Source organism: Candidatus Methylospira mobilis (assembly GCF_009498235.1).
Lineage (GTDB): Bacteria > Pseudomonadota > Gammaproteobacteria > Methylococcales > Methylococcaceae > Methylospira > Methylospira mobilis.
This window is the reverse complement of sequence record NZ_CP044205.1, coordinates 4,093,977-4,116,818: the sequence shown is the minus strand read 5'-3', so window position 1 is coordinate 4,116,818 and position 22,842 is coordinate 4,093,977. Positions and strand designations below refer to the sequence as shown.

Genomic DNA, 22,842 nt, shown 5'->3' with positions numbered 1-22,842 from the left:
TAGTGATGACGAGGAATCTGACATGCTTTTAATTCCGGCTATCGATCTCAAGGACGGGAAATGTGTCCGGTTACGGCAAGGGCGCATGGAAGACGACACGGTTTTTTCCGATGATCCTGTCCAGGTCGCGGGGCGGTGGATCGCGGAGGGCGCAAAGCGTTTGCATCTGGTCGATCTGGACGGCGCTTTCGCCGGCGTGCCGCGTAACGGCGACGTTATTCACGCCATTCGCGAAACCTACCCTGACGTACAGATCCAGGTGGGCGGCGGCATCCGTGATGAAGACACCATACAGGGCTATCTCAATGCCGGCGTCGATTTCGTCATCATCGGCACCAAGGCGGTCAGCGCGCCGCATTTTGTCAGCGATATCGCCGCCGAATTCCCCAACCACATCATTATCGGTCTGGACGCGAAAGACGGTAAGGTAGCGATCGACGGCTGGTCGAAGCTGTCTCATCACGATGTCATCGACCTCGCGCAAAAATTCGAAGCGGATGGCGTCGAGGCCATCGTTTATACCGATATCAGCCGCGACGGCATGATGAGCGGGGTCAATATCGAAGCGACGGCGCGGCTGGCGCGCGCGATACATATTCCGGTCATTGCTTCCGGCGGTATTACCAACCTGGACGATATTCGCGCGCTCGGGGCCATAGTCGGCGACGGCGTGATGGGCGCCATCACCGGGCGCGCGCTTTATGAAGGCACGCTGGATTTCGCCGAAGGACTCAAACTGGCGGAATCGCTGTAAGATGCTGGCGAATCGGATTATTCCGTGTCTGGACGTCGATAACGGCCGTGTTGTCAAGGGTGTGCGTTTTGTCGATATCCGCGACGCCGGCGATCCGGTTGAAGTGGCGCGCCGTTATGACGCGGAAGGTGCGGACGAACTGACATTTCTCGATATAACCGCCAGCTCCGACGATCGCGAAACGATGGCGCATGTGGTCGAACAGGTCGCCGGTCAGGTGTTCATTCCGCTGACGGTCGGCGGCGGCATACGCACGCTGGATGACATACGCCGCATGTTGAATGCAGGGGCCGACAAGGTCAGCATTAATACTGCGGCGGTATTTAACCCGGAGTTCGTGCGTGAGGCGGCGGAAAAATTCGGTTCGCAGTGCATCGTCGTTGCGATCGATGCGAAAAAGGTGAGCGCCGCGCCGCAACATTGGGAGATTTTTACCCATGGGGGGCGTAAGCCCACCGGTCTCGACGCCATTGAATGGGCGCGCAGGATGGCTGATTACGGCGCAGGCGAAATCCTGCTGACCAGCATGGATCGCGACGGCACCAAGAGCGGTTTCGATCTGGCGCTGACGCGTGCAATCAGCGATGCGGTGCCGGTGCCGGTCATTGCCTCCGGCGGCGTCGGCAATCTGCAGCATCTTGCCGACGGCGTGATAGACGGCAAGGCCGATGCGGTGCTGGCGGCCAGTATTTTCCATTTCGGCGAATACACCATTCGACAAGCCAAGGAATTCATGGCCGCTCAAAATATTCCGGTGCGTCTATAATGAATAAATCCTGGCTGGATGAAATCAGTTGGACTTCCGACGGGCTGGTGCCGGTAATCGCCCAGGAAGCGGGCAGCGGTCAGGTGTTGATGATGGCCTGGATGAACCGGGAATCAATGGCGCTGACGGTCGAAGAGGGATACGCCGTGTACTGGTCGCGTTCGCGCCGGAAATTATGGCGTAAGGGCGAAACGTCCGGGCATAGCCAAAAGGTGATCAACATGCGCCTGGATTGCGATGGCGATGTCATTTTGCTCGAAGTTGAACAGGAGGGCGGCATTGCCTGCCATACCGGACGCCATCACTGTTTTTACCGCGCGCTGAATAACGGCGCATGGGAAACTGTGGAGCCTGTTTTGAAAGAACCGGAGATCATTTACTGATGACTGCAAATATTTTATTCAAGCTGGCCGACGCGCTCGAGGCGCGTAAACCGCAGACGCCGGATCAATCCTATGTTGCGAAGCTGTACACCAAGGGTATCGACGCCATCCTGAAAAAAATCGGCGAGGAAGCCACCGAAACCGTGCTCGCCGCAAAAGGTGGCGATCCCGAGCAGATCGTATACGAAATGGCCGATCTCTGGTTCCATTGCATGGTGCTGCTGGCGTATCAGGATTTGGGGCCGATGGACGTACTGAAGGAGCTGGAACGGCGCTTCGGGGTTTCCGGCCTGGAAGAAAAAGCATCGCGGCGCGAAGACTAGATGACTATCCGGAGCTGGCAGGGTGATAGTCCGTCAGTTGGCGCGGGCGTTTATATCGATGCCGACGCGGTGGTGATCGGCTCGGTGCAATTGGCGGACGATGTATCCATCTGGCCGGCGGCGGTGGTGCGCGGCGATGTCAATTCCATTGCCATCGGTTCCGGCAGCAATATTCAGGACGGCGCGGTGCTGCATGTGACCCATGCTCACGAAGCGGCTCCCTCGGGTTTTCCGTTAATCATAGGCCGCAATGTGACGGTGGGACATCGCGCGGTGCTGCATGGCTGTACGGTTGGCGATCATTGCCTGATCGGTATCGGTTCCATCGTCATGGACGGCGCGGTAATTGAAGAGTATGTGATGCTGGGGGCCGGAAGTCTGGTGGCGCCCGGCAAGCGTCTGGAGTCCGGTTACCTTTACGTCGGCTTGCCAGCCAAGCGCATCAGGCCGCTTGGCGAGGAAGAAAAACAGTTTCTGCGCTATTCCGCCAGTCATTACGTGGCGCTCAAAAACGAGTGTCTGGCGAATTGGGAGCCGGGTTGGATTTACGCTCCGCAGGCCTGACCGCTCATGGTGCAAGCGTCGCCTTCTATCATGCAAACGCTTGCGCCATGAGTGGTTTCCCTCACCCAGCCTCTCTCGACGGGAGAGGCTGGGTGGTATTCGCTATGCGATTTGCACGGTAACGCTCTCGCTAGGCAATGAACATTGTAACCAGCTCGCCGAGCAGGAAAGAAGCCAACATGGCGAGCGGGATGCCGATCAGCAGCAGTGCGGATATTGCTGCGGTTTTCTGCATCCAGTCCAGCGACTCCCACCAGGCTAAAATCCGCTCCTGTTTATTGTGCTGCCATTGCTTGTAGACCGTTCCATAAGCGTCGCGATAAAGCGCGATTTTTTTCTGCAGTATTTTGGCCAGCTGTACCGTTTTGCGCACAATAAAGTAAACCAGCACCAGTCCCAGCACGAAACCGGTATAGGCGGTGGCGATTTGAGATAGGGCGGGATTGAGTCCGATAGCCTCGTACACGGTGTCCAGCGCTTCTTCTCCCGCTTCCAGCGCGAGTATGACGCCTTCCGAAAGCAGTTCCCATATCAGTTCCCAATACAGGAAGCTCACGGCGATGGCTGAAATGGCCAGTATCGCGCCCACTATCCGCCACAGCAGCGCGTTTCCGGATGATGCAGGTTGAACGGACATGGAGGGAAATGCTGGCTTTTGTCTGCGTCTGAACATTTTTTGTTACCTTGAAGTTCGGGCGTGCGCCGTGGAATGGGCAACGCGCATCTTTGAGTAATCTCTTCCTGTCGAGGGTTGAATCCTGGCGTGTGCCGTCCGTAGCGCCAAGCAGGCTACCATTCTGACACAATGGCTTCGTTCAAGCCATGCTACCGGCAAGAAGTGGAGTCAGCCGTTAAGCCGGGTTCTGTCAAGGACAGTCATTCATCTGGGGCGTATGTCGCCATCCGCCTCAAGCAACCTACCCGGGAGCCATGCGGGTCACATGTTGGGACCAGCCCTTGCTCCCCTATTTGGTCTTGCTCCGAGTGGGGTTTTCCCTGCCGCTTCCGTTACCGGAAGCGCGGTGCGCTCTTACCGCACCATTTCACCCTTACCTTCCGGCCCGCGAAGGCTGCAAGGCGGTATCTTTTCTGTGGCACTTTCCGTAGGCTCGCGCCTCCCAGGCGTTACCTGGCACTCTACCCTGCGGAGCCCGGACTTTCCTCCCCCCGCAATCGCGGGCAGCGACTGTCTTGGCCAACTCCATTATCAGTCTAACCGCATCAGGCTTCCTGCGCTACCTGAAATTTGGCAGGCCGCTCTGCAGGAACCACTTGTTTTTTTCCTGGTCTAAAAACCAGGTCTGCTGATCAATCAGCGACTTCTCTGCGCCCGCGCTCCCCAGTAAATAGCGGATTTCAACCTTCTGCGACAGCATGGAGCCGTTGCCGCTTTCCTGCTGGTGCAGCGGGTTGTACGACGTAACATGTACATTGCCAAATGTTTGCAGCCTGTACTGCGCGCGAAGCGGAGGCGCAAGCGAATCAAGGGCCTGATCGTAGCGGCTCCAGCGCAAGGCGGCGCCGTAAGCGTCGAGCTGCTCGTTCATTTTCAACATGCCCATGTCATGCGGGCATGCCGTCAGCGCAAGGTTGACAAGCAACAAGGTTGTTGCATGCAGATAGCGACCGATCGATCGAGCCGGCGGAGAAGAACTTAGTCTCGAACGCATGTTGGAAGTTTGCATATCCTGCATGGCGGATGATTATAATACCTGACTATAACCTGGGGAGAACAACAAATGAAAGCGCAACCGCAAAAGACATCTCAAATAAAAATCCTGGCCTGGGTCATGGCGTTGCTGGCTATTCCGTATTTTTTTCCGGCATTCATGCGTATGCAGGAAGGGCGCGAACTGGATGGCTCAACCGTGGAACAGGTCAGAAAGTCGGCCTTGAAGGTAAGGCGCACCATGCCGTCCGATGATCGCACCTTGTTCGATACCGCCTTCGGCGTACTGGAGAAACTAAAGAACGAAGAAGGTCCGGACGCGTTTGTAAAGGCGGTGGATGGGCTAAAACCGGAAGAAATAATCGATCTGGCGCGGCAGGAAGTCAATCAAAAAATTGCCGCCGGCAGCGACGAGTTCAAGCCGTATCATTCCTGGGATGAAATGATCAGCAAGGAATTTGGCGAGGCCTCGAAAAAGAACAATGGGCAAACCGCGCCGTTGCGAAATTCCGAACGTACCGGACGTTCCTTTTAGCCGGTATTGACATAAACTGATTCTTTACCCACAGCAAGCGTTGATGTACTGGATTTACGATTTGCCGAATTGGCAGCTGGCAGCTCTGACGGTCGGATTTTTTATTTTCATTTCGCTCACTGCTTTTGCGTTGAGCAGAAGCTGGATACACAGGCGCTTCAGTTTGTCGCATGAGACCAATGAACCGGTAAACGGCTTTTTTTCCGGCGTAGGGGTGTTTTACGGTTTACTGCTGGGACAAATCGCGGTGGGCGCATGGCAAAACGCTGATGATGTCGATAACCTGGTATCGCGGGAAGCTGCCGCCGCTGCTGCGTTTTATCGCGATATCAGCGGGTTTCCCGAACCGCAGAAGAGCCGTTTGCAAACCCAGGTGCGGGACTATTTGCATTATGTGGTCGATGTAGCCTGGCCCGCTCATCACAACGGCGATGAGTGTTTTAAAGGACAGGCGCTGTTCATGACGCGCATAGACAAGATAATGCTGGGTTTCGTTCCCGCGAACGAAGCCGAAAAAGCGGTTTACATGACCGCTTTTGAAGCGTTCAACAAGCTGGTTGAAGCGTATCGTCTGCGCGTCGATTCGGTGGATAGCGGACTGCCGCTGGAAATGTGGGTGGTGGTTTTTTTCGGCGGTTTGCTCACTATCGTGGTGAGCTTCTTTTTTCATATGAGCGACAGACGCGCGCATGTTTGTTTGACCGGCATGCTTGCGGTTTTTATTGGTTTGATGATTTTTCTGATCGTCAGCCTGGATAATCCGTTTCGAGGGCCGAACGGCGTGGGCTCCGAGTCGTATCAGCAGCTGCTAACGATTCTTGATGCTTATGATCCGGCGCTGGTCGATTAGCGTCTGCCGGCAAAGCAGTGCGAGGCAGGCCTTCGAATACAGGCCTCCATCTCACGCAATAAACCTAGAGAGGGCGGGAGCGGATATAGAGCGCCGAGCGTATTAGCTACATTGATGTAACGTTTTTGTCACTGGATTCCAAATAATCTCCCGGATCAAGTGCGGGGCAGGCTCTGCCGGAATGATGTTGTTTTCTTACCTCAGCGCTCTATAACCCTGCTAATTGGTTTTCTGCACTGTAATCAAGCGTCGGTGCGAGGTGCTGGACGTCTCCGCAATCGTAAGTTTCTTTATCAGAGGCGGCGCAGGCCGGCGGCTCTGCGCCGCTTGTCGAAAGCGGGGCCTGCGGAATACGCGAAGTGCTGTAAAAGGCGATGGATGCGAACAACATGGTTAACGCCAGCGCTATCGGGTCCAGAGGGTCCAGTGCCACCGAGAGAAGAACCAGCGCCGAGCTCATCTGTATAAGCGTGCCCTTCGATGCCGCGCTCAAGCCGCGATAGCGCTCCCATTCGCATAGGACGGCGCCCAGCACGGGCGCGCTCAGTAAACGCTCATGCAGCGCGGATGATGCGCGCGCCAGGAAATAGCTGGTTGCTACCAGAAAAGGCACGGTCGGAACGCCCGGAAGCAGCAGGCCGCCCAAGGTTAAAACGAAGCAGCCTCCGGCCAGAACAAAATAAGGGATGCGCCGCAATCCGGCGGCTTCCTGGATTTGGCGCCTGGCGGCCGTGCCGTAGCGGGTATCGACGATGGAATAGCTGTCGGCCCATCTCTGCCGACCTTCATGCAGGAGATCGAATGCCGTCACCGCCGAATAATCGTAATCAATCAGCAGGCGGTGCGGCCAGTATCCTATCCGGCAGGAAAGCACGCCCGGTATCTGCGCCAGTTGCTCGATCACCAGTATGAGGTTGAGATGATTCGCCGGATTGGGTGACCATCGCAGATCCAGGCGGGATACGGTCGGAGAACGCGCCTCCCAAAATGTAACGCCGGCCTTCGTCTTGAACGCAGTCAGCATATCCCAGCGGGTAGCGGAACGAACGCCGGCAGCATCGAGAGCCTGCGCGGCGCGCAGCGCATCGGCAAAATTCTTCGATAGTTCGGCGATATCGCAATCAAGCTCGAAGTGCAAACGTAGCGAAGATGTGGAAAGGTCGATGCCGGCGGATAGTACGCTGGGTATCATCACCGCTTTATCGATGATCAGGCGGCAAAAACCGCGCCGCTCGCGACGGAATACATGCGGAGAATGTATGCGCAGCCAGCCGGCCTGCCGGTTGAGATGGATGGCGTATTCGGTTGCTTCAATAGAGTGATGTGTGCTATTCATTTGTCGTCAATTACTTGACACCGGCATAGTCGTAATAACGGCGTCGGCGTAACGCTTATCATCGCATTTTCGGTGTCTCTCCTGTTATCGTATGCGCGCCGGCCTTTTTCTGCCGGTCTCGATATGAACAGGCAGGTCTTGCTACTTACTGACAATGGTGATGGGAAGCTTCGCATGCGCAGTGCAACAGTATGAGGGGTAGGGCTGATTCAGTCTTATCGGGTTCGAAGCCGGTATACCTTGTACGAAGTGCGTTGCCGCGGCAGGCCCGGCAATTCCGCTCCAGGCTCGAACAAACTGTCGACACAGGCTAATTCTATCTCGAAGTTTTCCGAATACAGCATTTTAATTTCTTCGTCGATACCGAAGGCTTGCGCCTCGGTCTCTCCCTCTTCCGCATCCTCAGTGGTCAGCAGAAACAGCTTGCGGGCTTCCGGTATCAGCCGTGTCAAATGGGCGACATAAAGTTTACGGATATCTTCGGGCAATGCCGTAAGCGACGCGCGGTCATAGACCGCATCGATTCGTCCCAGGTCGCTTGGGGTCAGCGAGAAATAATCGCCGCATAGAATACGCAGTGTCCCATGTTCCCACAGTGTAAATTTACCAGCCCTGCGCCGTACCGGCTGTAAGTGGTTCTCGTTGAAAAAAGCCCGTACCGCAATAGGGCTCAACTCAACGCCGATAACCTCATGCCCCTGGGCGGCGAGCCAGATCATATCCAGGCTCTTGCCGCAAAGAGGCACAAACACGCGGCTTCCCGGCTCCAGCTCGAAGCCGGGCCAAAAGCGGGTAAGAAACGCATTCACCGATTTTTGATGGAAATCGGTGCTACGGTCGCGCCAGCATTGTCGCCAAAGGCGATTGTCGCGGCTGCTGACGGCGCTGGTGAGCGCCTGTGTGACGAGGGCTGGCTTACCGGTTGCCTCTGCGTTCTTGTTATCGGCCGGATAATCTGGCATGGCGGTTCTTCTCCAGGAAGTGGGTTGTGTATCGGCAAATAGGACACAACACTTCGTGAGAAGAGGCATGCAGTTTGATAAGACGCTACTACGCGAATGCCGCCTCAAAGTTTCATTTAAGGGTATTGCCAGACTAGCATATCTGATAGGGAGTTGAGTAGCAGGGGCGAAGAAAAAGCGTATTTGGCAACTGCGGAATGGCGGCGGGTATATGTCAGGTAACCCGGCTCCAGATTACGATCCCGGCCGGGTTGGGGGAAAAAGAATGGGCAGGAGGAGGACAGACTCCCGTCTACCCATTTCGCCACATCGACTAGCGACAGTTTTTGTAAACAGATGCTGTCTCTATTTTAGACCATCCTCGCTTTCCCAACACCTGTCAGAATTGACAGTTTTAGCCGGCCGCAACCAGAAGCAGGCGAGTAATTTCAGATGGCGCGGCGATGCGCTTCGGAGGCCCCCAGTAGCCGGTACCGCGGCTGGTATAAACCCACAGGTTGTTGTAACGGTTAAGCCCGGCGGTGAAAGGCTGCTGTAAACGGACGAAGAAGTTCCATGGAAAAAACTGTCCGCCGTGGGTATGGCCGGACAGCTGCAGCGTAAACCCCGCTTCCGACGCCGCGGCAGCGCTACGCGGCTGATGCGCGAGCAGCAGGCGTATTGCCGCTTCGGGCGGCGCGCCGGCTATGGCTGCAGCCGGGTCGCTGCGCTGCGCCGGATCGAAGCGTCCGGCGCTGAAATCATTAACCCCCGCCACGACCAGTCGCGCATCGCCGTGTGCGATCACCACATGTTCGTTCTGCAGTATCTTCATTCCCAGCCGCTCGAATTCCGTGATCCACCCATGTACGCCGGAAAGATACTCGTGGTTGCCGGTGACGGCATACGCGCCATGCCGCGCACGCAGGCGTGAAAACGGCAGGGTATGGCCGGCAAGCCGCTCTACCGTTCCGTCGACCAGGTCGCCGGTCAGCGCTATCATATCCGCTTCCAGCAAGTTGACTGCATCGACGATGGCGTCGACATAACGTCGCTTGATGGTCGGCCCTACGTGGATATCGCTGATCTGCACGATGGTGAAGCCCTGCAGCGCCGCCGGAAGATTTTCGATTGGCACCTTGATCGTGACTACGCGCGCCAGCCGCCGTGCATTGATGAACCCGGCAAAAGTCAGCAGCAGCGCAAATAACGGAACTGCAACGGCAGAATCGGCGCGCCATTCAGACGCTGCAGTATTCAGCACCAGTAATGCCAGCAGCGAGATATCGCGCAACAGCGTCAAAACCAGCAGCGAGGAAAAAGCGCCCATCGCTGGTAAGCCGACCCATGCCAGCCGGTCGCTCAGTCTGGCAGATTCCAAACGGCGCGCGGCAATAGCCAGCAGGATAAACAGCCATGACAACAGCAATAGCAATGCAGCCAGCCAGCGATATGGCGTAGAGACAGGCAGATCCGGAATCAGGCGCAGCCCGATATAGAGATGTAAAATAAAGCCGAGGATAATGACGCGTATAAAAAAAGCGGAACGGCGCATGGCAGAACAGGGTCGGTTAAGTAATTGAGTATATGCACACTACAGCAAATGCGTCTCAGCGGGTAATATATCGTCTCGTGGCCCCCGCAGGCCAATAATCCTGCGTGTGATCCGTTCACGGCACTGCAGAAGCAGGAACCGAACAGAAGCCGCCATTCTTCAAGCAGAATGCGCCGGTATAGTAACTTTGGCATTAATCGAGCCGGTATGGCGGCTTCGCATTAATCGGCAAAGCGGTACTGCACGATCCGGCAGATACTGCGAAGCGCATTGTCGAACGCCGCCGCAAACTGCAGTAAACACGCCTGGGTGGTTTACGCCAACACCTCTTTGGCCGCCGATGTGCCGACGGTTCAGTTCAACAAGGTTTATCCGTTGCCGATGAACGACGAGGGATATCAATTTGAAGAACAATGGGGTAGCATTTGACAACAGGCCTGAACAGGACACGGCCCAGCCGTGCGATGGACCCGGTGTTGGCGTATCCGGAATATCCGAGACCGCAAACCCTGCCGGATTGCTGGAACGCATGCTGTCCGCGACTACCTGCAATGCGCCCTCAAGCGAGCCCGCCGGAACAAAGGCGCACCGGAGTCGATTGCATGACGGTCAAGGAGTTCCCCGTCTTCCTCAAACAGCACTGGCTGGATATCCGCGCGCAACGGGTAGCAGGGGCATGTATCTCCCCAGGCCGGGATTGATTGTGCTATTCTCGATACTGATGGAAAACCCGTTCGCTGGGGATACCAACGGCAGTGGATCGCTTTATCCAGTTGGCCGGTTGCGCAAGTTGTCTGCGCGCAATGGGAACCGCACTTTCGCTGCGACAGCTACGGCTTTCGCTGGGTGGTGGACATGGATCTGGAGGCCTTTCGACCGCGTCAGTCATGACCGGCTGATGTGCCGTCTTCAACGGCGCGTACCGTGTATCGAGCGCTGCTGCACCCGATACGCCGATGATTGCAATCTCGTCGTCAAAAGCCAGCGAGTCGGTGAACGCGTCTGTCGAGAACGCCGGCCGTTTACTCTTGCGTGGCCGCCCATATACAGGCGCAGGGTGGGTATGAGCGCCATTTGCGGCAAACAACCACCCGCTCGGTGAAATCCGTGGGCTGCTTATCCTGACGACACCCGTGTGACGCAGCCATGAGGCGGTTTTGTGCTTGCGGGTAGATCTGTCTGAAGCACGCCGACGCGACGGCACTGCACCGCCGGGCTTGGAAAGCATTATCATCGCCACCCGGACCGCTGTACCCGTCCAAGCAGAAAAAATACGGCGACTTTATCCGTCTCCGTTGCGCTGGAACGCTTGGCTGGAATGTGCGTTGAAGAAACTGGGTGAGATGGTCAGGGATTTGGTGGCACAGGGATAGCTGTTAATCAGCGCCGCTCAAGCGGCTTTGCAGTAGTACTCCGGCAGCCTGTTTGGCCAGCTCAGCAGCGCCCGAATGGCGCTTCATTTGCTCGGAAACAATCGCACCTTCAACCAGCAGGCTCAATTGCAAAGCTAGACTTTCCGGTGCTTCGATGCCGCACTGTCCGGCCAAATTGCTGATATAGCGCCTGAATTGATCGTAAAACTCCGCGGACACCCGATGCACGGGGTTGCCTTCCAAGGGAAACTCCGCCGCCGCGTTGATAAACGCACAGCCCCGAAACTCCGGGATTTCCATCCATTCTCCGAGCACATCGAAAATCGCCAGCAGCTTGTCTATCGGCTGCTCCGCCTTGCAGTCAACCTGTTCGACGAACCAGTAGGTGAAGTCCTTGTCGCGCTTGCGGAGGAACGCGATCACGAGTTCATCCTTGGACGGGAAATACTTGTAGAAACTTATTTTGGTGGTTCCCGCCGCTTTCACAATGGCTTCGACTCCCGTGGCCTTGATTCCTTGGCAGTAAAAAAGCCTGGAAGCGGTTTCGAGTATCTGTTCTTTCAGGTTACGGGCCATGGACACCAGGATGTTTGACGATATCTTAGCAATATACCGATCGGTACATTGGTTTTCAATGGAAATTCCCGGCCGGTATAATCTTGCGTGTATACCTGTACGGCTTGTTTAGACCCTTTTATAACACCTGACTGTTGTGACAGCGTTAATACTTACTCTTGAACAAGGAATACTGACCGGTTAGTATGTAATTCCTCCGGTCTACTTTTTGAGTCACTCGTAGCGTATTGATATGAAGTTAGTCGTATGCGCCATGAAAAGACATGCACCGAACCCGCATTCCTGCGGGAATCGTGGAGGTTTGGATATAGCCGTGAAATTGGAGCAGGAACTGGCCGAAGCAGGGTTGTTAGTGCCCTTGGAGCGAATGGGATGCCTTGGAGCGTGCCTGAATGGACCACATGTCCGGTTACTGCCCGCAGGCAAAAGCTGGCGCGGGGTTGGTTGCGAAGCTGTGGAGGAAATTGTTGCCTACATCAACGCCACGTTTCTAAACTTTGAACTCGAAAACAGGAAGTAACTGTTCAGCATGGCTGTTGAAAAGGAAGCGCGGTGAGACAAGCTGGACCTTCTGCGCCCAGAGATGGGGGCAGAGAGCTTCCACGGCCTGTGGTGAGCTACTTGCTCTGAGCGGTAGCCGAAGGGGTGGACTTTGCAGCTTGGTTAATATTACCGACACGCTTCCGCTGCATCGTTCTCGATTTGAAAGCTCAATCTCAATATTTACAAGTAAGAATAGGATAAATAAAGTGGAAGTTATGCTGAAAATGGGCGTCATCCTGATTTTCTGTTCGCTGGCCTGCGCCTGGCTGGGTACGTTTTCCCGCTGGTTCCCGATCAAGGGTCTGGATGGCGGTTTGATCAAGGATTACGGCCTGCTGATCAAGGCGCACATCGATTATATTCTGATGGCCGGCCTCAACCTGGTGATTTACGCCGTTGCTAAAGCGGCTGGCATTGCATTGCCTGTCGAAGCGTGCTGGCTGATCGCAATCGGTGGTTTCACCAATCCCACTGTATTTACCATCGCGATGCTCAAGCCGGATTTCTGGCAATATACTTGGGCCAAGGTATATACAGCCGCAACGTTTGTCGTTTCAACTGTCGGTTTCGGCTGGGCCGGCATGGTCATGTTCAACGCTGTTTGAGCATGCTAGCGGCGGCGCTACGTTAAAGTAACGCCGCCGGTAGATTCATGGTCAACCGCTGCAACTCGCACGCTCTCTTATAAATCAGGTAATATCGCAATTTAATTCAACCACACATACAAAAAGAGACCATGATTACTATCGGAATGAATTACCACGTTATTCCCGGCAAGGAAAGTCAGTTTACAAAAGCTTTTGAAGACGTTGCCAACGCGCTGGCGCAAGCGAATGGTCACGAGGAATCCAGGCTCTACAGCGAGCATGGCGAGCCCAGCAAGTTCCTGATCATTTCGCATTGGAAGGATCAGGCCGCTTTTCAGGCTTTCATAACGTCGGACGCTTTCCGCAATGTCACCAACTGGGGCGCAAGCGAAATATTGATCGGGCGGCCCACGCATAAAATCTACTGAACAATAATGATTGGCGATCCGCTTGTTTCGAGTACGATGGAGGCTCGATTAAAAGAGGATGAATTTAGTGAATCAGAAAACACTTTGTGCGTGTCTTGGCGGCTATGACGGCCTTACCGTTTTTGCCGAAGATTTACTGCCGCGTCTGCAAGCGGATTTTCAACCGGACCGTTTCTGGCAAAATCGAGGCGACAACGGCATCCCGAGAGAAAAGCGGCTGAGCTGCGCATCACAAGCCTGGGGTTGTTGGTAGGCAAGTGTGAAACCGGCAGGGAGAAGCAGTACTGGTGTTACGCACGCAGCCAGAGATCGCGGCATCTTTCGTAGTCGCTCTATTTGTAGTAGACAAATCTGTCTACATCCTGCTACGCTATCTTCGAATGTAGACATCACAGTCTATTATATGTTATCGGATATGTATTTCGGAGAATAGCTTATGGAAACCAGACCGCCTTTACCGCCATTTACCCCGGAAACTGCCGCGCAGAAGGTGCGCATGGCGGAAGATGCCTGGAATAGCCGCGATCCCGGTCGCGTCGTTCAGGTTTACACCGAAGATACGCGTTGGCGTAACCGTTCCGAATTTCCGGTAGGCCGGGAGCAGGTTCACGCGTTTTTACAGCGCAAGTGGGCCAGAGAGCTGGATTATCGCCTGATCAAGGAGTTATGGGCTGCCGCCGGTAATCGCATCGCGGTGCGTTTTGCATATGAATGGCGTGATGATGCCGGTAACTGGTTTCGAAGCTATGGCAACGAAAACTGGGAGTTTAACGAGCTCGGTTTGATGCAGTGCCGCTTTGCCAGTATTAACGATTTACCGATCAAGGCTGAGGACAGATTGTTTCTCTGGCCGTTGGGCCGCCGCCCGAATGAACATCCTGGATTGGGCGAGTTGGGTTTGTGAATAGCGTTTTCCGTCTTGTCCGATAAAAATCCTCCTGTTCCCGGTAGAGTTCATAACAGATATTTTCCGTTGAATCCGGGGTTCCGCGAGCATTGGGCTGCTCGCGGAGTCGATTTCGTTTGGTGAGCATGAGCAAATCCGTGGCCGTCCGGGCAGGGATGAGATAGTGGCCTGCACCCTCTGCAGGTTGACGGTGTCCTGATCTGTATGCAGACGTACCCAGTACGATGGGCTCAGCGGCAACTGTTTAAATGAGATTAATTAAACCGGCGCTTCATCAAGACAGTGGTAAAATCATACCCATAGATTGTGAAATGCCTTAGGCGCATATCCGACCGTCCGCGCTATATCATCTCTGCTATCAGTATATTTTGAACCTGTTTTATAAAAATCGCCCGACACAAGCCGATCTGGACGGCATGAGCCACGCTGAAAAAGATGCGCTGGTTCTGGAGCTGCTGGCTATACAGGAACTGTATGAGCGCAAATTAAGGGCGCAGGAGCGCAAAACAGCGGATCTGCAATCGAAAACGATCAATGGACCTTTGTGGATTGCCGTTGCTCTTTCGATCATAGCGCATATCCTGTTCTCGCTGTACTATCAGCAGCACCACGAAAAGCCCAAGCCGCTGCTGGCCGAGAAGGGCGAAAAACGCATAGAAGTCTCATTGTCGAGCCTGCCGCCGGCAAAATCAGCCGGTCCGCAAACTAACTCACCTGCGCCTCCTGCGCCTCCTGCGCCGTCAAAAGCGCCTCAACCTGTACAGGCGGCAACCAGGCCCAAGCCGGCCAGCAAACCGGTAAAGGTGATGAAACCTGCGCCTCCCAAGGTAGTCAAGCCAAGGCCGGTAAAGGAGCCTCCGAAAGAAACGCCCCCCAGGATAGCCAAACCCAGTCCGGTCAAGGAAAAGCCGGTTCAGACGTTTGATGATCCTTTTGCCTATAAGTCGCATAGTTTTTCCAGCGACATGGCGAGCAGTGGGGGCGGCGGTGGCGGCAGCGACAGCCATTCCGGCGGTCTTACTTCGCCTGAGGGAGGACTGAGTCCCGGTTCCATCGTCAATGTCAATCCCCGGATCATCTACCCGCGCCAATCGATGCAACGCAACTATCAAGGCGTGGTCAAGGTGCTGATTCATATTGCTACCGACGGCAGTTGCAGCGGCGTCGATCTGGTACAGAGCAGTGGCCATGATGAGCTGGACAATCAGGTATTGGGCGCTGTGCAGCATTGGCGCTTTACACCGCCGAAGCGCGGCAACATGCCGCTGGAGGGCGTTTTTCCCTTCACGGTTGTGTTTGGCGCGGACGAGGAGGTGGATTTCAACTGGCGGAGCGTGAAGGTGATGCCCGCAACGCGTTGACATCAAAAGCAGGTCCGCAAAAAACACGAAACTCACGAACAAACGATAGTGGCGAATTGCCTTGGGTAAGGCGCCGACGTATCCACCGGTACTTAAAGTGGTTGAGGCCGCTACCCTGAAGCAACGGTTGGAGAAGCCGTGTTATGAATTATTTTCGTGCCTTTCGTGTCTTTCGTGGACAATGCTTATTATCAGTAACTTAATATAAATTTAGCGGATTTTCCGGATCTATGCCCAGCATGAATGGCAAACGCCGGTCGGTGTGGGTAATTTGATAGATTTTGCCTACCCAGTTGCTGAGTATTGCCTCAGCCGTATCGTGCCAGGTGTTATCCAGAGTCGGCGTTATGAGCGACTCCGGAAATTTGGGGGGGATGGTTTGCTTTAAACGTGCTGAGCCAATCTGTTCCTTATGTTCCTCAAGCACGGCCTGAATCAGGCGTGAAAAATAGTGTTCCGGGACGGGAGGATAATCATTGCTCTCGCCTAGCGCGTAGCGCATGACCTCGCGTTTATATTCCTTGATCAAACTGATGGTATCGTATTCCGGGTGGCCCTGAAAAAAAACCTGACGGAAGCCGTCCGGGCTGGTGGCGAGATGTACGCCTGCTGTTTCGCTCGCAACCAGTACTCTCAGCTTGGCCTCGGCAAACTGATCGAGATGTATGTCGTTAAAGCGTGAGTGCGGCACGTCGAAACGGGTATTGACGCCGGCCACCAGCGGATGTGTACGGTCGAGCACCCTGTGGTTGTAGACTCCCCAGCGCTTTTGCGGCAAGCGCCTGCGTTTCTGACCGTAATGAAACTGCATGACGGCATGAGTGGCGAGGCATGAAAAGAGCGTGGAAGTCACATTATCGAAGGACCAGTTTACTACTTCTATCAGGGGGCGCCAAAAGTCTTCCAGGGCGAGATCGGGACGCGTAACATTCGCGCCGGTAATAATCAGCGCGTCCAGTCCCGATTCCCGGATTTCATCGAATGTTTCATAGTAGGCCGCAATATGCGTTTTTGCCTCCGCTCCGCGCACGAGTTCATCCAGTGTGAATAAATGCACATAAAACTGGGCAACTTCGTTGCTATCGCCTATCAATCGCAGAAATTGGCGCTCCGTCGCGGCCAATGCCGCGTCGGGCATCAGATTCAGCAAGCCGATATGCAGCTCGCGGATATCCTGATGTAAGGCGATGTCTTTGGGTATGATGATTTCGCCTTCTTCTTTAAGTGCGGTAAAGGCGGGAAGATTGGAGTTGGCTACGAGTGGCATAAGGGGGGCGATTCGGGGTGAAGGATGAAAGCACGATGAATCAGGCGATTTCTCTTGCAATGGCGTGTTCCAAAAGTGCCAGAAAGTCGGCTTCGCTGTTGACCTGTTTGATCTCCTCGGAGTGGACGACATAGCCATACTGCTCCGCCAGCGCTTCATATCTGGGTATGCGGGATACAAACAACCGCGGGAATATCCAGCGCACGAATTCGTCCGGATCTATCAGCGCGGCATAGGAAAGTTCGTGCTCCTGCATGTAGCGACTTAATTGTTCGTCTAAAAATGCTTCACGGTAATAGAGCGGTTTCGGCGCTTTTTGCGCACGGCTGACCAATGCCTCCTCGTCTTCCTTGCTGGCGCGTATGTATACGATCAGCGTATTTTTCGCGAGCGTATCCATCACTTCCGGACTTTCCAGTTCGCACAGGCTTCCGCCCGCATCATTGATAAACTTGTCATATCCGTAGATGGCTTTTGCCTTGAAAATAAACTCGGGAACATCGTGCATCGCGGCAATCTCCGCCGCTCTATGCAGGCTTTGCCGGCGTTTGAACTCATGCAGGCTCAACCCGCCCCTTTCGGGATTGCCCAGTTTTCCGAGAAACGTGGAAACCGGAGCAAGATTGTCGACGGAAATGTTATTGGTAATGTGTATGGTATCGGAGCGTAATAAGTCGCGTAACAGGTCGATCTGCATGAGTTGCAGTTTGATGTTGTCGAGTATCGGTTCGCTCAGATAACGGGTGCCGATGCGGTAGTCGCCTGAATAGTGAAACCAGCCGTTTTTGCGCAGCATGTTGGACAGACGCGTTTTACCGACGCCGGACATGCCAAGCAATGTGATGCTTTTATCATTCCATTCCTTGAACTGTTGTACGCTGAGTTTCACTTTGTTGTTCCGGTAGCGCTGAAAGTGGATAGGTTATCCTAAAAACGGCCGTAGGCAAAAGGGTTGCGACTCTACTACCGGCCGTTTTGGCATAGAGGGCAAAAAAACGAGGAGCGCTGGCTTATGCGCAAACTCCGTATCGTTGTCCCGCAACGGTTGCACGCCTGGCCGTTGCGTCCGTATACGTTCAGCGCCTGTTGAAAATAGCCTGGTTTGCCCGCTTCATTGACAAAATCGCGCAAGGTTGTCCCGCCTTGCGCAATGGCGAGCGACAGCACTGATTTAATTGCTGCGGCCAGTTGCCGGAAGTGCTGCGGACTGATGGCTTTCGCCGGTACAAGCGGGTGAAGGCCTGTAAGAAACAGGGCTTCGTTTGCGTAAATATTGCCGACGCCGACAACGATATGTTGATCCATAATATAAGTTTTAACCGGTATGGATCGTCCCTGCGCCCGTTGATGTAAATATTCACCGCTAAAGCAGTCGTCGAGCGGTTCCTGACCCAATGAGGCGAGAAGCGGGTGCATGAGCGGGTTTTGCTGAGACCATAACAGGCAACCGAAGCGTCTGGGGTCCCGAAAACGCAAACATTTGCCGCCGGCGAACGCAATGTCAATATGATCGTGCTTTTCCGGCGGCAGCCCCGATTGCGTGATGCGCAGACTGCCGGACATGCCGAGGTGAATAATCAGGTTGCCGTTATCCAACGCCAACAGCAGGTATTTTGCGCGGCGTGTTACGGCTAATACTGTCCGTCCTTGAGCAAGCTGTGCAAGTTCTGCAGGCACCGGCCAGCGGAGGCGCGTATCGCGCACCACAACCTGCTCTATTCCTTGTTGCTCTATGTGCGGAGCAATGCCGCTGCGCGTGGTTTCTACTTCGGGTAATTCCGGCATTGCTGGGGTTTGTTGCCTTGTCGGGCTATTAATTGGTCGGGATTGGCCTTTCGCCGCTCACTCTCGCCCAAAGGGAGAGGCTGACTAAACAATTGCTTGCCGACTCGTTTTGCTACCTTGCCCGGATAGAGGCGAAATGATAGTCGGCAAGCTACTTGTCCGGCTCGTCCTCAGTATCATGCTCGTCAATTTTGAGTTGATCGTCGCTGTCGGCCGGTTCTGAGTCTTCTTCTTCCACGTTGTCATTCGGGCTGACCGGCGCGGCAGGCGCCACCGCCGGTTTTAGAGCCAAAGTCAGTAGCTGTGCCGCGGTTTCGGCAGTAACCTGATATTGCAATCCCCAGTCAGCTCTGGCGAGGATGAGATCGGGGTCGCGTTTTAATATCACGAACTCCACCGGCGCGTGGTCGGTAAAGTCGATATGTATGATGTCGCCTTGCACCGGTTGTGCGATTTGCATGACATCGATTGCTCTGGCAGTTTGCCAGTTTGCCACCAGATCCGCTGCGCCCGATGCGGCAGGGCTGGCAGGGTCGACCTGCCAGCGTCCGTCCTTATCCTGAGTCAATTTCAGTCCGGGCAGCGTTAGTACATTCGGTTTGCTCCCTTCCGGCAACAGCTTTCTTTCCACGTATTCGGTTGCCGGAGCGGAAATATGGTGAGAAAAATCATCGTCAACGAGATGCAGGGTTTTGCCTACCCAGACATAGCGACGCAAATCGATCGGGTCGACGCCGCCAAAAACCATTTTGACCTGGCCCAGCGTTATGGACGCCTTGGGCTTGTCCAGTTCGAATCTGGGAAGGTCTTCGGTATTCAACGGGTAATGCGAGGCGCTGGCGGCGTGAGAGATGGCCAGCAGTTGCCCGACGCGGATGTCGTTGGCGGGAGCCGAAAACGGCGCAGTCAGCCACCAGTGGTCTTCACGTTTTTCGAAGGCAATTTCTCCGCTGTTGTTTTTCAGCACGAAGTGATCTATCGTCGTATCGTCAAGTTCCGTGAGACGGACGGATTCGGGTTGTTCTTCCTTGCCCGGCTCGAAAATAACTATCGCGCCAAGCACCAGCACCGCCAGCAACAGCAGTAGATTAATCAGCAGTCTTTTCTGCATCAGCGTTTTCTCCGTTTAAACCAGATAACGGCGCCGGAAACGAAGAACAACAGGGGTAACAGAATCAAAAAAACAATCGCGATCGCTATCGATGCAATGGGAGATAAATTAAGCGCTCTATCGGTTGCGGTCAGAGGGGGGATGTTGATGAAGCGGTCGTCCTGCGTCAGCCAGTTGACCAGGTTGACGCCCAGGTTCAGGTTACCGCCTTCACCCAGATAGCTGTTAGCCAGGAAATCGCCGTCGCCTATTACCGCTATACGCTGTTCCTGGGGGGGGGCGGTATTTTCTGCGGTGCTGCCGGCATTATTGGCTTGGGACGCAGGACGCGCTCTTGCCAATGCAAAACCGATAACCAGCGGTCCTTGACGCTCGCCTTTGTCGGCGTCGAACTGCAGCTTGGTTTCCTTGAGAGAACCGGTTTCAGTCCAGGCATGCCTGAGCGTAGACAGTATCGGGGTAGGTTGAAAATCGGTTTTTCCGCTTGTTTCGAGCGCGCTTGCCATTGGGAACAGCGTCATGATGGAAAAACCGCGCATGGCCGGATGAGGCGGATATTCGGTGACCATGACAAAGGTAGGGTCGTTGATGCCGAACAGCTGAGCCGAGGGATCGACTATTACCCCCGGTAAAAGCTTCAAGCCGAATTGTTGCAGGAGCGGTTCCAGTCCATGCGCGTCACCGGCGTCTTGCAGCCATAGCAAATTGCCGCCTTTGTTCAGGTAATCCTGTATCAGCCGCACTTCGCCGGACATCAGCCGCACGCGCGGACTCGCCAGCACCAGCGCGCTGGTATTTTCCGGAATAGCGGGCGTTTGCGCCAAATTCAGTGTGGAGGCCGTTATGCCTTTGCGTGTCATTTCATCGCCAAACTGGCCCATATCGGCATCTCCCTTGTTCCTGGGCGAGCGCTCGCCATGCCCTTCCAGAAAAACCAGCCGCCGTTCGCCGCCCTGCAGCAAACGTTGCAGGGCATTGGTAATGCCGGATTCGTTGGCTTCCTGTACTTTTTCGCTATGCCCGTGGTATTCCAGCAGCAGTTCCCCATCCACTGTGATGCCTTGCTCGCGTACCTGGGTCGGCTGCGTGTCCGGGTTGATAAACCGGCAGGTCACCGATTTGTTGTAGCGCTGGTAACGCTCCAGTTGATCCTTGATGCGATCCCTCAGCACCTTTTCCTCGCGTGCGAAGACGGTAATGTTGACCGGCGAATCCAGCAGGTCGACTACCTTGCGGCTGGCTTCCGAAAGCGTATTGCGATTGCCCGCAGTCCAGTCGAATTCGGCGACATAGCGGGTGCTCAGCCAGCCCAGCAAGCCGGTGATTGTTAGAAATAGACACAAAAAGGCCAGATTTTGCAGGCGAATTTCCAGGTGGGTACGGGCGTTGATTTTCATTTCTGTAATCTATCGTTATCCAGAGAATGTACGCTAAGTACAATAAAGGCGAAAATAACGAGGAAGAAATAAGCCAGATCGGTTGTGCTCACCAGACCGCGCAATAGATTTTCGTAATGATGCAATAATGACAACTCCTGTAAAACGCCTCCGGATTTGTCGTCGCTTTTGCCCGACCAGTCGATGATCCACAGTCCGAGCAGCGCGCCGAATGTGGCGACGGCGGCGACGGTGGGTTGTGCGGAGTGAGCGGAAATATATAGCCCGATCGAAGCGAAGCTGCCCAGCAACAGCGCCATGGCCAGCAGACAGGCCGCCAGTTTGCCGAAATCCAGCCCGCCGCCCAGCAGCAGCGACAGAGGCATCAGCGCTATCAACGCCACCATAACCAGCAGAAACGCGAAAACGCCGAAGAATTTTCCCAGAATAATCTCGTTGATCGACACCGGCGCGCTAAACAATAAACTCAATGTGCGGTTGCGGCGCTCTTCCGCGATCAAGCGCATGGTGAGCAAGGGCGTAACCAGCAGCATCAGCACGCCGGTGTTGCCGAACAAGGGTACGATGATCATATCGGTGACGCCGGGGGCGTCTTCCATGCCGGCGATTCGCGGTTGCAGCATCAGATAATAATCCAGCTGCGTCAGAAACATGAAGCCGAGTATCAGTTGCATTACACCCAGCACCGCCCAAGCCAGCGGTGAAACGAAAAGCGTGCGAAATTCGCGCGCGGCAATAATCAGCGCCATCATGACGGCAACTCCTGTAACGGATCGGCTGTGTGGGTCATATCGATGAAAACCTGTTCCATGCTGCGCCGCTCCGCTACCATTTCCAGCAGGCCGCAGCCGGATTCAACAACCGTACGGGCGATCTGTTCAGCCGGAGTGCCGTCCTTTTCGTGATAGATGCGGTACTGATGTTCTCCCAGATCGTCAACGGACTGAACTGTATCAACTCCGCTCAGGCGCTCAATATCCAGCGGGCGCGCCGTGGTCAACAGCAGACTGGAATTACGCATTTGGCGTTCCAGTCCGTCGATGGTGTCCTTGAGTACCAGTTGTCCCTGATGGATGATCTGCACATGTGTACACGACTCCTGGACTTCCGGCAGTATATGCGTGGACAGAATGACGCCGTGCTCTTTGCCCAGTTCCCGGATCAATTCTCTTATTTCCCTGATCTGTATCGGATCGAGTCCCACCGTGGGCTCATCCAGGATAATCACCGCCGGCATATGGATGATGGCCTGCGCGATGCCGACACGTTGCTGATAACCCTTGGAGAGATTGTTGATCAGACGCGCGCCGACATCGCTCAGTCCGCACCGGTCCTTGGCGGTTGCGAGCGCACGCGCCTGCAGTCTGCGCGGAATACGATGCAGCTGTGCGCAGTATTCCAGGTATTCGTCGACGGTCAGTTCCCGGTAAAGCGGAGGAATCTCGGGGAGATAGCCCAGCGCGCGCTTGGCCTCGCGCGGCTGATCGAGCATGTCGACGCCGTTGACCATGATGCGGCCGGAAGAGGGCGCCAGATTGCCGCAGATTATCTGCATGGTAGTCGATTTCCCGGCGCCGTTCGGCCCGAGGAAACCGAGTATTTCGCCTTTTTCCAGCGTAAAACCGACATTTTTAACGGCGCAGTGGTCGCCGTAGTAGCGGTAGAGTTGTTCAACTTCAATGAGCGTATTCATATGCCCGTTAAGATACCGAACTCGTGATAGGGAATGCAAGGATAGCTTAGTATATCCATCGATATTGGATGGAACAACTTTCGTCACGGTCTGCTGAAGGGAGCCACCGCCTTATTCGGTTTGCAGGGAGCAGACTGG

Annotated in this window: 26 protein-coding genes and 1 other RNA gene; 13 read left to right on the top strand and 14 right to left on the bottom strand. The window is 54.8% G+C overall.

Annotated elements, in window-relative coordinates; translation table 11 throughout:
• Nucleotides 1-22: 22 nt before the first annotated feature.
• Genes hisA through F6R98_RS18775 form a run of 5 tightly spaced genes read left to right on the top strand, consistent with a single transcriptional unit; the run spans nucleotide 23 to nucleotide 2,790 of the window.
• Nucleotides 23-754, top strand: coding sequence for a 1-(5-phosphoribosyl)-5-[(5-phosphoribosylamino)methylideneamino]imidazole-4-carboxamide isomerase (gene hisA / locus F6R98_RS18795; RefSeq protein WP_153250380.1), 732 nt, complete (start codon nucleotides 23-25; stop codon nucleotides 752-754).
• A 1-nt stretch (nucleotide 755) separates the two neighbouring features.
• The gene (hisF, locus tag F6R98_RS18790; protein ID WP_153250379.1) at nucleotides 756-1,520 is read left to right on the top strand and encodes an imidazole glycerol phosphate synthase subunit HisF; all 765 of its coding nucleotides are present in this window, start codon (nucleotides 756-758) and stop codon (nucleotides 1,518-1,520) included.
• The gene (gene hisI, locus F6R98_RS18785; RefSeq protein ID WP_153250378.1) at nucleotides 1,520-1,903 is read left to right on the top strand and encodes a phosphoribosyl-AMP cyclohydrolase; all 384 of its coding nucleotides are present in this window, start codon (nucleotides 1,520-1,522) and stop codon (nucleotides 1,901-1,903) included. The genes hisF and hisI overlap by 1 nt, the downstream gene beginning before the upstream one ends.
• A complete protein-coding gene (locus F6R98_RS18780; protein WP_153250377.1) occupies nucleotides 1,903-2,226 on the top strand; it encodes a phosphoribosyl-ATP diphosphatase in 324 nt (107 codons plus the stop codon). Before hisI ends, F6R98_RS18780 begins: the two co-directional genes overlap by 1 nt.
• Nucleotides 2,227-2,790, top strand: coding sequence for a gamma carbonic anhydrase family protein (locus tag F6R98_RS18775; protein WP_153250376.1), 564 nt, complete (start codon nucleotides 2,227-2,229; stop codon nucleotides 2,788-2,790).
• A 130-nt stretch (nucleotides 2,791-2,920) separates the two neighbouring features.
• On the opposite strand, the gene F6R98_RS18770 is transcribed toward F6R98_RS18775, so the two are convergent.
• The 3 genes from F6R98_RS18770 to F6R98_RS18760 form a co-directional block, all read right to left on the bottom strand.
• A complete protein-coding gene (locus tag F6R98_RS18770; protein ID WP_153250375.1) occupies nucleotides 2,921-3,427 on the bottom strand; it encodes a hypothetical protein in 507 nt (168 codons plus the stop codon).
• Between the two features lie 199 nt (nucleotides 3,428-3,626).
• An RNA gene (rnpB, locus tag F6R98_RS18765) (RNase P RNA component class A) lies at nucleotides 3,627-3,993 on the bottom strand.
• 32 nt (nucleotides 3,994-4,025) lie between these two features.
• Nucleotides 4,026-4,460, bottom strand: a complete 435-nt coding sequence (locus F6R98_RS18760; protein WP_153250374.1) for a hypothetical protein — start codon at nucleotides 4,458-4,460, stop codon at nucleotides 4,026-4,028.
• 69 nt (nucleotides 4,461-4,529) lie between these two features.
• Between F6R98_RS18760 and F6R98_RS18755 the strand changes: the two genes are divergently transcribed.
• Together F6R98_RS18755 and F6R98_RS18750 are read left to right on the top strand one after the other, a co-directional pair.
• The gene (locus tag F6R98_RS18755; protein WP_153250373.1) at nucleotides 4,530-4,994 is read left to right on the top strand and encodes a hypothetical protein; all 465 of its coding nucleotides are present in this window, start codon (nucleotides 4,530-4,532) and stop codon (nucleotides 4,992-4,994) included.
• Between the two features lie 43 nt (nucleotides 4,995-5,037).
• Nucleotides 5,038-5,844 (top strand): bestrophin-like domain, encoded by an 807-nt coding sequence (locus F6R98_RS18750; protein WP_153250372.1) that lies wholly within the window; start codon nucleotides 5,038-5,040, stop codon nucleotides 5,842-5,844.
• A 208-nt stretch (nucleotides 5,845-6,052) separates the two neighbouring features.
• Here F6R98_RS18750 and F6R98_RS18745 read toward each other — a convergent pair whose 3' ends face one another.
• The 3 genes from F6R98_RS18745 to F6R98_RS18735 all read right to left on the bottom strand — a co-directional run bounded on the left by F6R98_RS18745 (nucleotide 6,053) and on the right by F6R98_RS18735 (nucleotide 9,676).
• The gene (locus tag F6R98_RS18745) at nucleotides 6,053-7,180 is read right to left on the bottom strand and encodes a DUF454 family protein (RefSeq protein WP_153250371.1); all 1,128 of its coding nucleotides are present in this window, start codon (nucleotides 7,178-7,180) and stop codon (nucleotides 6,053-6,055) included.
• A 215-nt stretch (nucleotides 7,181-7,395) separates the two neighbouring features.
• Nucleotides 7,396-8,142, bottom strand: a complete 747-nt coding sequence (locus F6R98_RS18740; RefSeq protein WP_153250370.1) for a thiopurine S-methyltransferase — start codon at nucleotides 8,140-8,142, stop codon at nucleotides 7,396-7,398.
• A 394-nt stretch (nucleotides 8,143-8,536) separates the two neighbouring features.
• The gene (locus F6R98_RS18735; protein WP_153250369.1) at nucleotides 8,537-9,676 is read right to left on the bottom strand and encodes a metallophosphoesterase; all 1,140 of its coding nucleotides are present in this window, start codon (nucleotides 9,674-9,676) and stop codon (nucleotides 8,537-8,539) included.
• Between the two features lie 270 nt (nucleotides 9,677-9,946).
• Between F6R98_RS18735 and F6R98_RS18730 the strand changes: the two genes are divergently transcribed.
• Nucleotides 9,947-10,105 carry a hypothetical protein gene (locus tag F6R98_RS18730; protein ID WP_153250368.1) on the top strand — a complete coding sequence of 53 codons (159 nt, stop codon included), beginning with the start codon at nucleotides 9,947-9,949 and terminating at the stop codon, nucleotides 10,103-10,105.
• 947 nt (nucleotides 10,106-11,052) lie between these two features.
• Here the strand turns inward: F6R98_RS18730 and F6R98_RS18725 are convergent.
• On the bottom strand, nucleotides 11,053-11,625 hold the full coding sequence (locus tag F6R98_RS18725; RefSeq protein WP_153250367.1) for a TetR/AcrR family transcriptional regulator: 573 nt from the start codon (nucleotides 11,623-11,625) through the stop codon (nucleotides 11,053-11,055).
• 758 nt (nucleotides 11,626-12,383) lie between these two features.
• On the opposite strand from F6R98_RS18725, the gene F6R98_RS18720 reads away from it, so the two are divergent.
• The 5 genes from F6R98_RS18720 to F6R98_RS18700 all read left to right on the top strand — a co-directional run bounded on the left by F6R98_RS18720 (nucleotide 12,384) and on the right by F6R98_RS18700 (nucleotide 15,451).
• Nucleotides 12,384-12,773, top strand: coding sequence for a hypothetical protein (locus tag F6R98_RS18720; protein WP_153251146.1), 390 nt, complete (start codon nucleotides 12,384-12,386; stop codon nucleotides 12,771-12,773).
• Nucleotides 12,774-12,904: 131 nt separating this feature from the next.
• Entirely contained in the window at nucleotides 12,905-13,183 is a 279-nt protein-coding gene (locus F6R98_RS18715; RefSeq protein ID WP_153250366.1) for an antibiotic biosynthesis monooxygenase family protein, read from the top strand.
• A gap of 67 nt (nucleotides 13,184-13,250) precedes the next feature.
• Complete coding sequence (locus tag F6R98_RS18710; protein ID WP_153250365.1) at nucleotides 13,251-13,436, top strand: hypothetical protein; 186 nt, start codon at nucleotides 13,251-13,253, stop codon at nucleotides 13,434-13,436.
• Nucleotides 13,437-13,619: 183 nt separating this feature from the next.
• The gene (locus tag F6R98_RS18705; protein ID WP_153250364.1) at nucleotides 13,620-14,087 is read left to right on the top strand and encodes a nuclear transport factor 2 family protein; all 468 of its coding nucleotides are present in this window, start codon (nucleotides 13,620-13,622) and stop codon (nucleotides 14,085-14,087) included.
• A gap of 371 nt (nucleotides 14,088-14,458) precedes the next feature.
• Nucleotides 14,459-15,451 carry an energy transducer TonB gene (locus tag F6R98_RS18700; protein ID WP_153250363.1) on the top strand — a complete coding sequence of 331 codons (993 nt, stop codon included), beginning with the start codon at nucleotides 14,459-14,461 and terminating at the stop codon, nucleotides 15,449-15,451.
• Between the two features lie 199 nt (nucleotides 15,452-15,650).
• Here F6R98_RS18700 and metA read toward each other — a convergent pair whose 3' ends face one another.
• The 7 genes from metA to F6R98_RS18665 form a co-directional block, all read right to left on the bottom strand.
• On the bottom strand, nucleotides 15,651-16,718 hold the full coding sequence (gene metA, locus F6R98_RS18695; protein ID WP_153250362.1) for a homoserine O-succinyltransferase MetA: 1,068 nt from the start codon (nucleotides 16,716-16,718) through the stop codon (nucleotides 15,651-15,653).
• A 40-nt stretch (nucleotides 16,719-16,758) separates the two neighbouring features.
• Entirely contained in the window at nucleotides 16,759-17,607 is an 849-nt protein-coding gene (locus tag F6R98_RS18690) for an ATPase (protein WP_153250361.1), read from the bottom strand.
• A 74-nt stretch (nucleotides 17,608-17,681) separates the two neighbouring features.
• Complete coding sequence (gene mutM, locus F6R98_RS18685) at nucleotides 17,682-18,503, bottom strand: bifunctional DNA-formamidopyrimidine glycosylase/DNA-(apurinic or apyrimidinic site) lyase (protein WP_153250360.1); 822 nt, start codon at nucleotides 18,501-18,503, stop codon at nucleotides 17,682-17,684.
• 151 nt (nucleotides 18,504-18,654) lie between these two features.
• Nucleotides 18,655-19,614, bottom strand: a complete 960-nt coding sequence (locus tag F6R98_RS18680) for a DUF4340 domain-containing protein (protein WP_153250359.1) — start codon at nucleotides 19,612-19,614, stop codon at nucleotides 18,655-18,657.
• A complete protein-coding gene (locus tag F6R98_RS18675) occupies nucleotides 19,614-21,011 on the bottom strand; it encodes a GldG family protein (protein ID WP_153250358.1) in 1,398 nt (465 codons plus the stop codon). The genes F6R98_RS18680 and F6R98_RS18675 overlap by 1 nt, the downstream gene beginning before the upstream one ends.
• Complete coding sequence (locus tag F6R98_RS18670) at nucleotides 21,008-21,763, bottom strand: ABC transporter permease (RefSeq protein ID WP_153250357.1); 756 nt, start codon at nucleotides 21,761-21,763, stop codon at nucleotides 21,008-21,010. Before F6R98_RS18670 ends, F6R98_RS18675 begins: the two co-directional genes overlap by 4 nt.
• The gene (locus F6R98_RS18665; protein WP_153250356.1) at nucleotides 21,760-22,704 is read right to left on the bottom strand and encodes an ABC transporter ATP-binding protein; all 945 of its coding nucleotides are present in this window, start codon (nucleotides 22,702-22,704) and stop codon (nucleotides 21,760-21,762) included. The genes F6R98_RS18670 and F6R98_RS18665 overlap by 4 nt, the downstream gene beginning before the upstream one ends.
• Nucleotides 22,705-22,842 lie beyond the last annotated feature (138 nt).

What these genes read in the sequence shown, in the direction of transcription:
- F6R98_RS18725 (WP_153250367.1), bottom strand. Translation starts at nt 11,625, where the DNA reads ATGGCCCGTAACCTGAAAGAACAGATACTCGAAACCGCTTCCAGGCTT.
- hisA (WP_153250380.1), top strand. Translation starts at nt 23, where the DNA reads ATGCTTTTAATTCCGGCTATCGATCTCAAGGACGGGAAATGTGTCCGG.
- mutM (WP_153250360.1), bottom strand. Translation starts at nt 18,503, where the DNA reads ATGCCGGAATTACCCGAAGTAGAAACCACGCGCAGCGGCATTGCTCCG.
- F6R98_RS18715 (WP_153250366.1), top strand. Translation starts at nt 12,905, where the DNA reads ATGATTACTATCGGAATGAATTACCACGTTATTCCCGGCAAGGAAAGT.
- F6R98_RS18675 (WP_153250358.1), bottom strand. Translation starts at nt 21,011, where the DNA reads ATGAAAATCAACGCCCGTACCCACCTGGAAATTCGCCTGCAAAATCTG.
- F6R98_RS18670 (WP_153250357.1), bottom strand. Translation starts at nt 21,763, where the DNA reads ATGATGGCGCTGATTATTGCCGCGCGCGAATTTCGCACGCTTTTCGTT.
- F6R98_RS18705 (WP_153250364.1), top strand. Translation starts at nt 13,620, where the DNA reads ATGGAAACCAGACCGCCTTTACCGCCATTTACCCCGGAAACTGCCGCG.
- F6R98_RS18750 (WP_153250372.1), top strand. Translation starts at nt 5,038, where the DNA reads ATGTACTGGATTTACGATTTGCCGAATTGGCAGCTGGCAGCTCTGACG.
- F6R98_RS18740 (WP_153250370.1), bottom strand. Translation starts at nt 8,142, where the DNA reads ATGCCAGATTATCCGGCCGATAACAAGAACGCAGAGGCAACCGGTAAG.
- F6R98_RS18735 (WP_153250369.1), bottom strand. Translation starts at nt 9,676, where the DNA reads ATGCGCCGTTCCGCTTTTTTTATACGCGTCATTATCCTCGGCTTTATT.
- metA (WP_153250362.1), bottom strand. Translation starts at nt 16,718, where the DNA reads ATGCCACTCGTAGCCAACTCCAATCTTCCCGCCTTTACCGCACTTAAA.
- F6R98_RS18775 (WP_153250376.1), top strand. Translation starts at nt 2,227, where the DNA reads ATGACTATCCGGAGCTGGCAGGGTGATAGTCCGTCAGTTGGCGCGGGC.
- F6R98_RS18770 (WP_153250375.1), bottom strand. Translation starts at nt 3,427, where the DNA reads ATGTCCGTTCAACCTGCATCATCCGGAAACGCGCTGCTGTGGCGGATA.
- F6R98_RS18780 (WP_153250377.1), top strand. Translation starts at nt 1,903, where the DNA reads ATGACTGCAAATATTTTATTCAAGCTGGCCGACGCGCTCGAGGCGCGT.
- F6R98_RS18755 (WP_153250373.1), top strand. Translation starts at nt 4,530, where the DNA reads ATGAAAGCGCAACCGCAAAAGACATCTCAAATAAAAATCCTGGCCTGG.
- F6R98_RS18665 (WP_153250356.1), bottom strand. Translation starts at nt 22,704, where the DNA reads ATGAATACGCTCATTGAAGTTGAACAACTCTACCGCTACTACGGCGAC.
- F6R98_RS18680 (WP_153250359.1), bottom strand. Translation starts at nt 19,614, where the DNA reads ATGCAGAAAAGACTGCTGATTAATCTACTGCTGTTGCTGGCGGTGCTG.
- hisI (WP_153250378.1), top strand. Translation starts at nt 1,520, where the DNA reads ATGAATAAATCCTGGCTGGATGAAATCAGTTGGACTTCCGACGGGCTG.
- F6R98_RS18720 (WP_153251146.1), top strand. Translation starts at nt 12,384, where the DNA reads ATGCTGAAAATGGGCGTCATCCTGATTTTCTGTTCGCTGGCCTGCGCC.
- F6R98_RS18745 (WP_153250371.1), bottom strand. Translation starts at nt 7,180, where the DNA reads ATGAATAGCACACATCACTCTATTGAAGCAACCGAATACGCCATCCAT.
- F6R98_RS18760 (WP_153250374.1), bottom strand. Translation starts at nt 4,460, where the DNA reads ATGCGTTCGAGACTAAGTTCTTCTCCGCCGGCTCGATCGATCGGTCGC.
- hisF (WP_153250379.1), top strand. Translation starts at nt 756, where the DNA reads ATGCTGGCGAATCGGATTATTCCGTGTCTGGACGTCGATAACGGCCGT.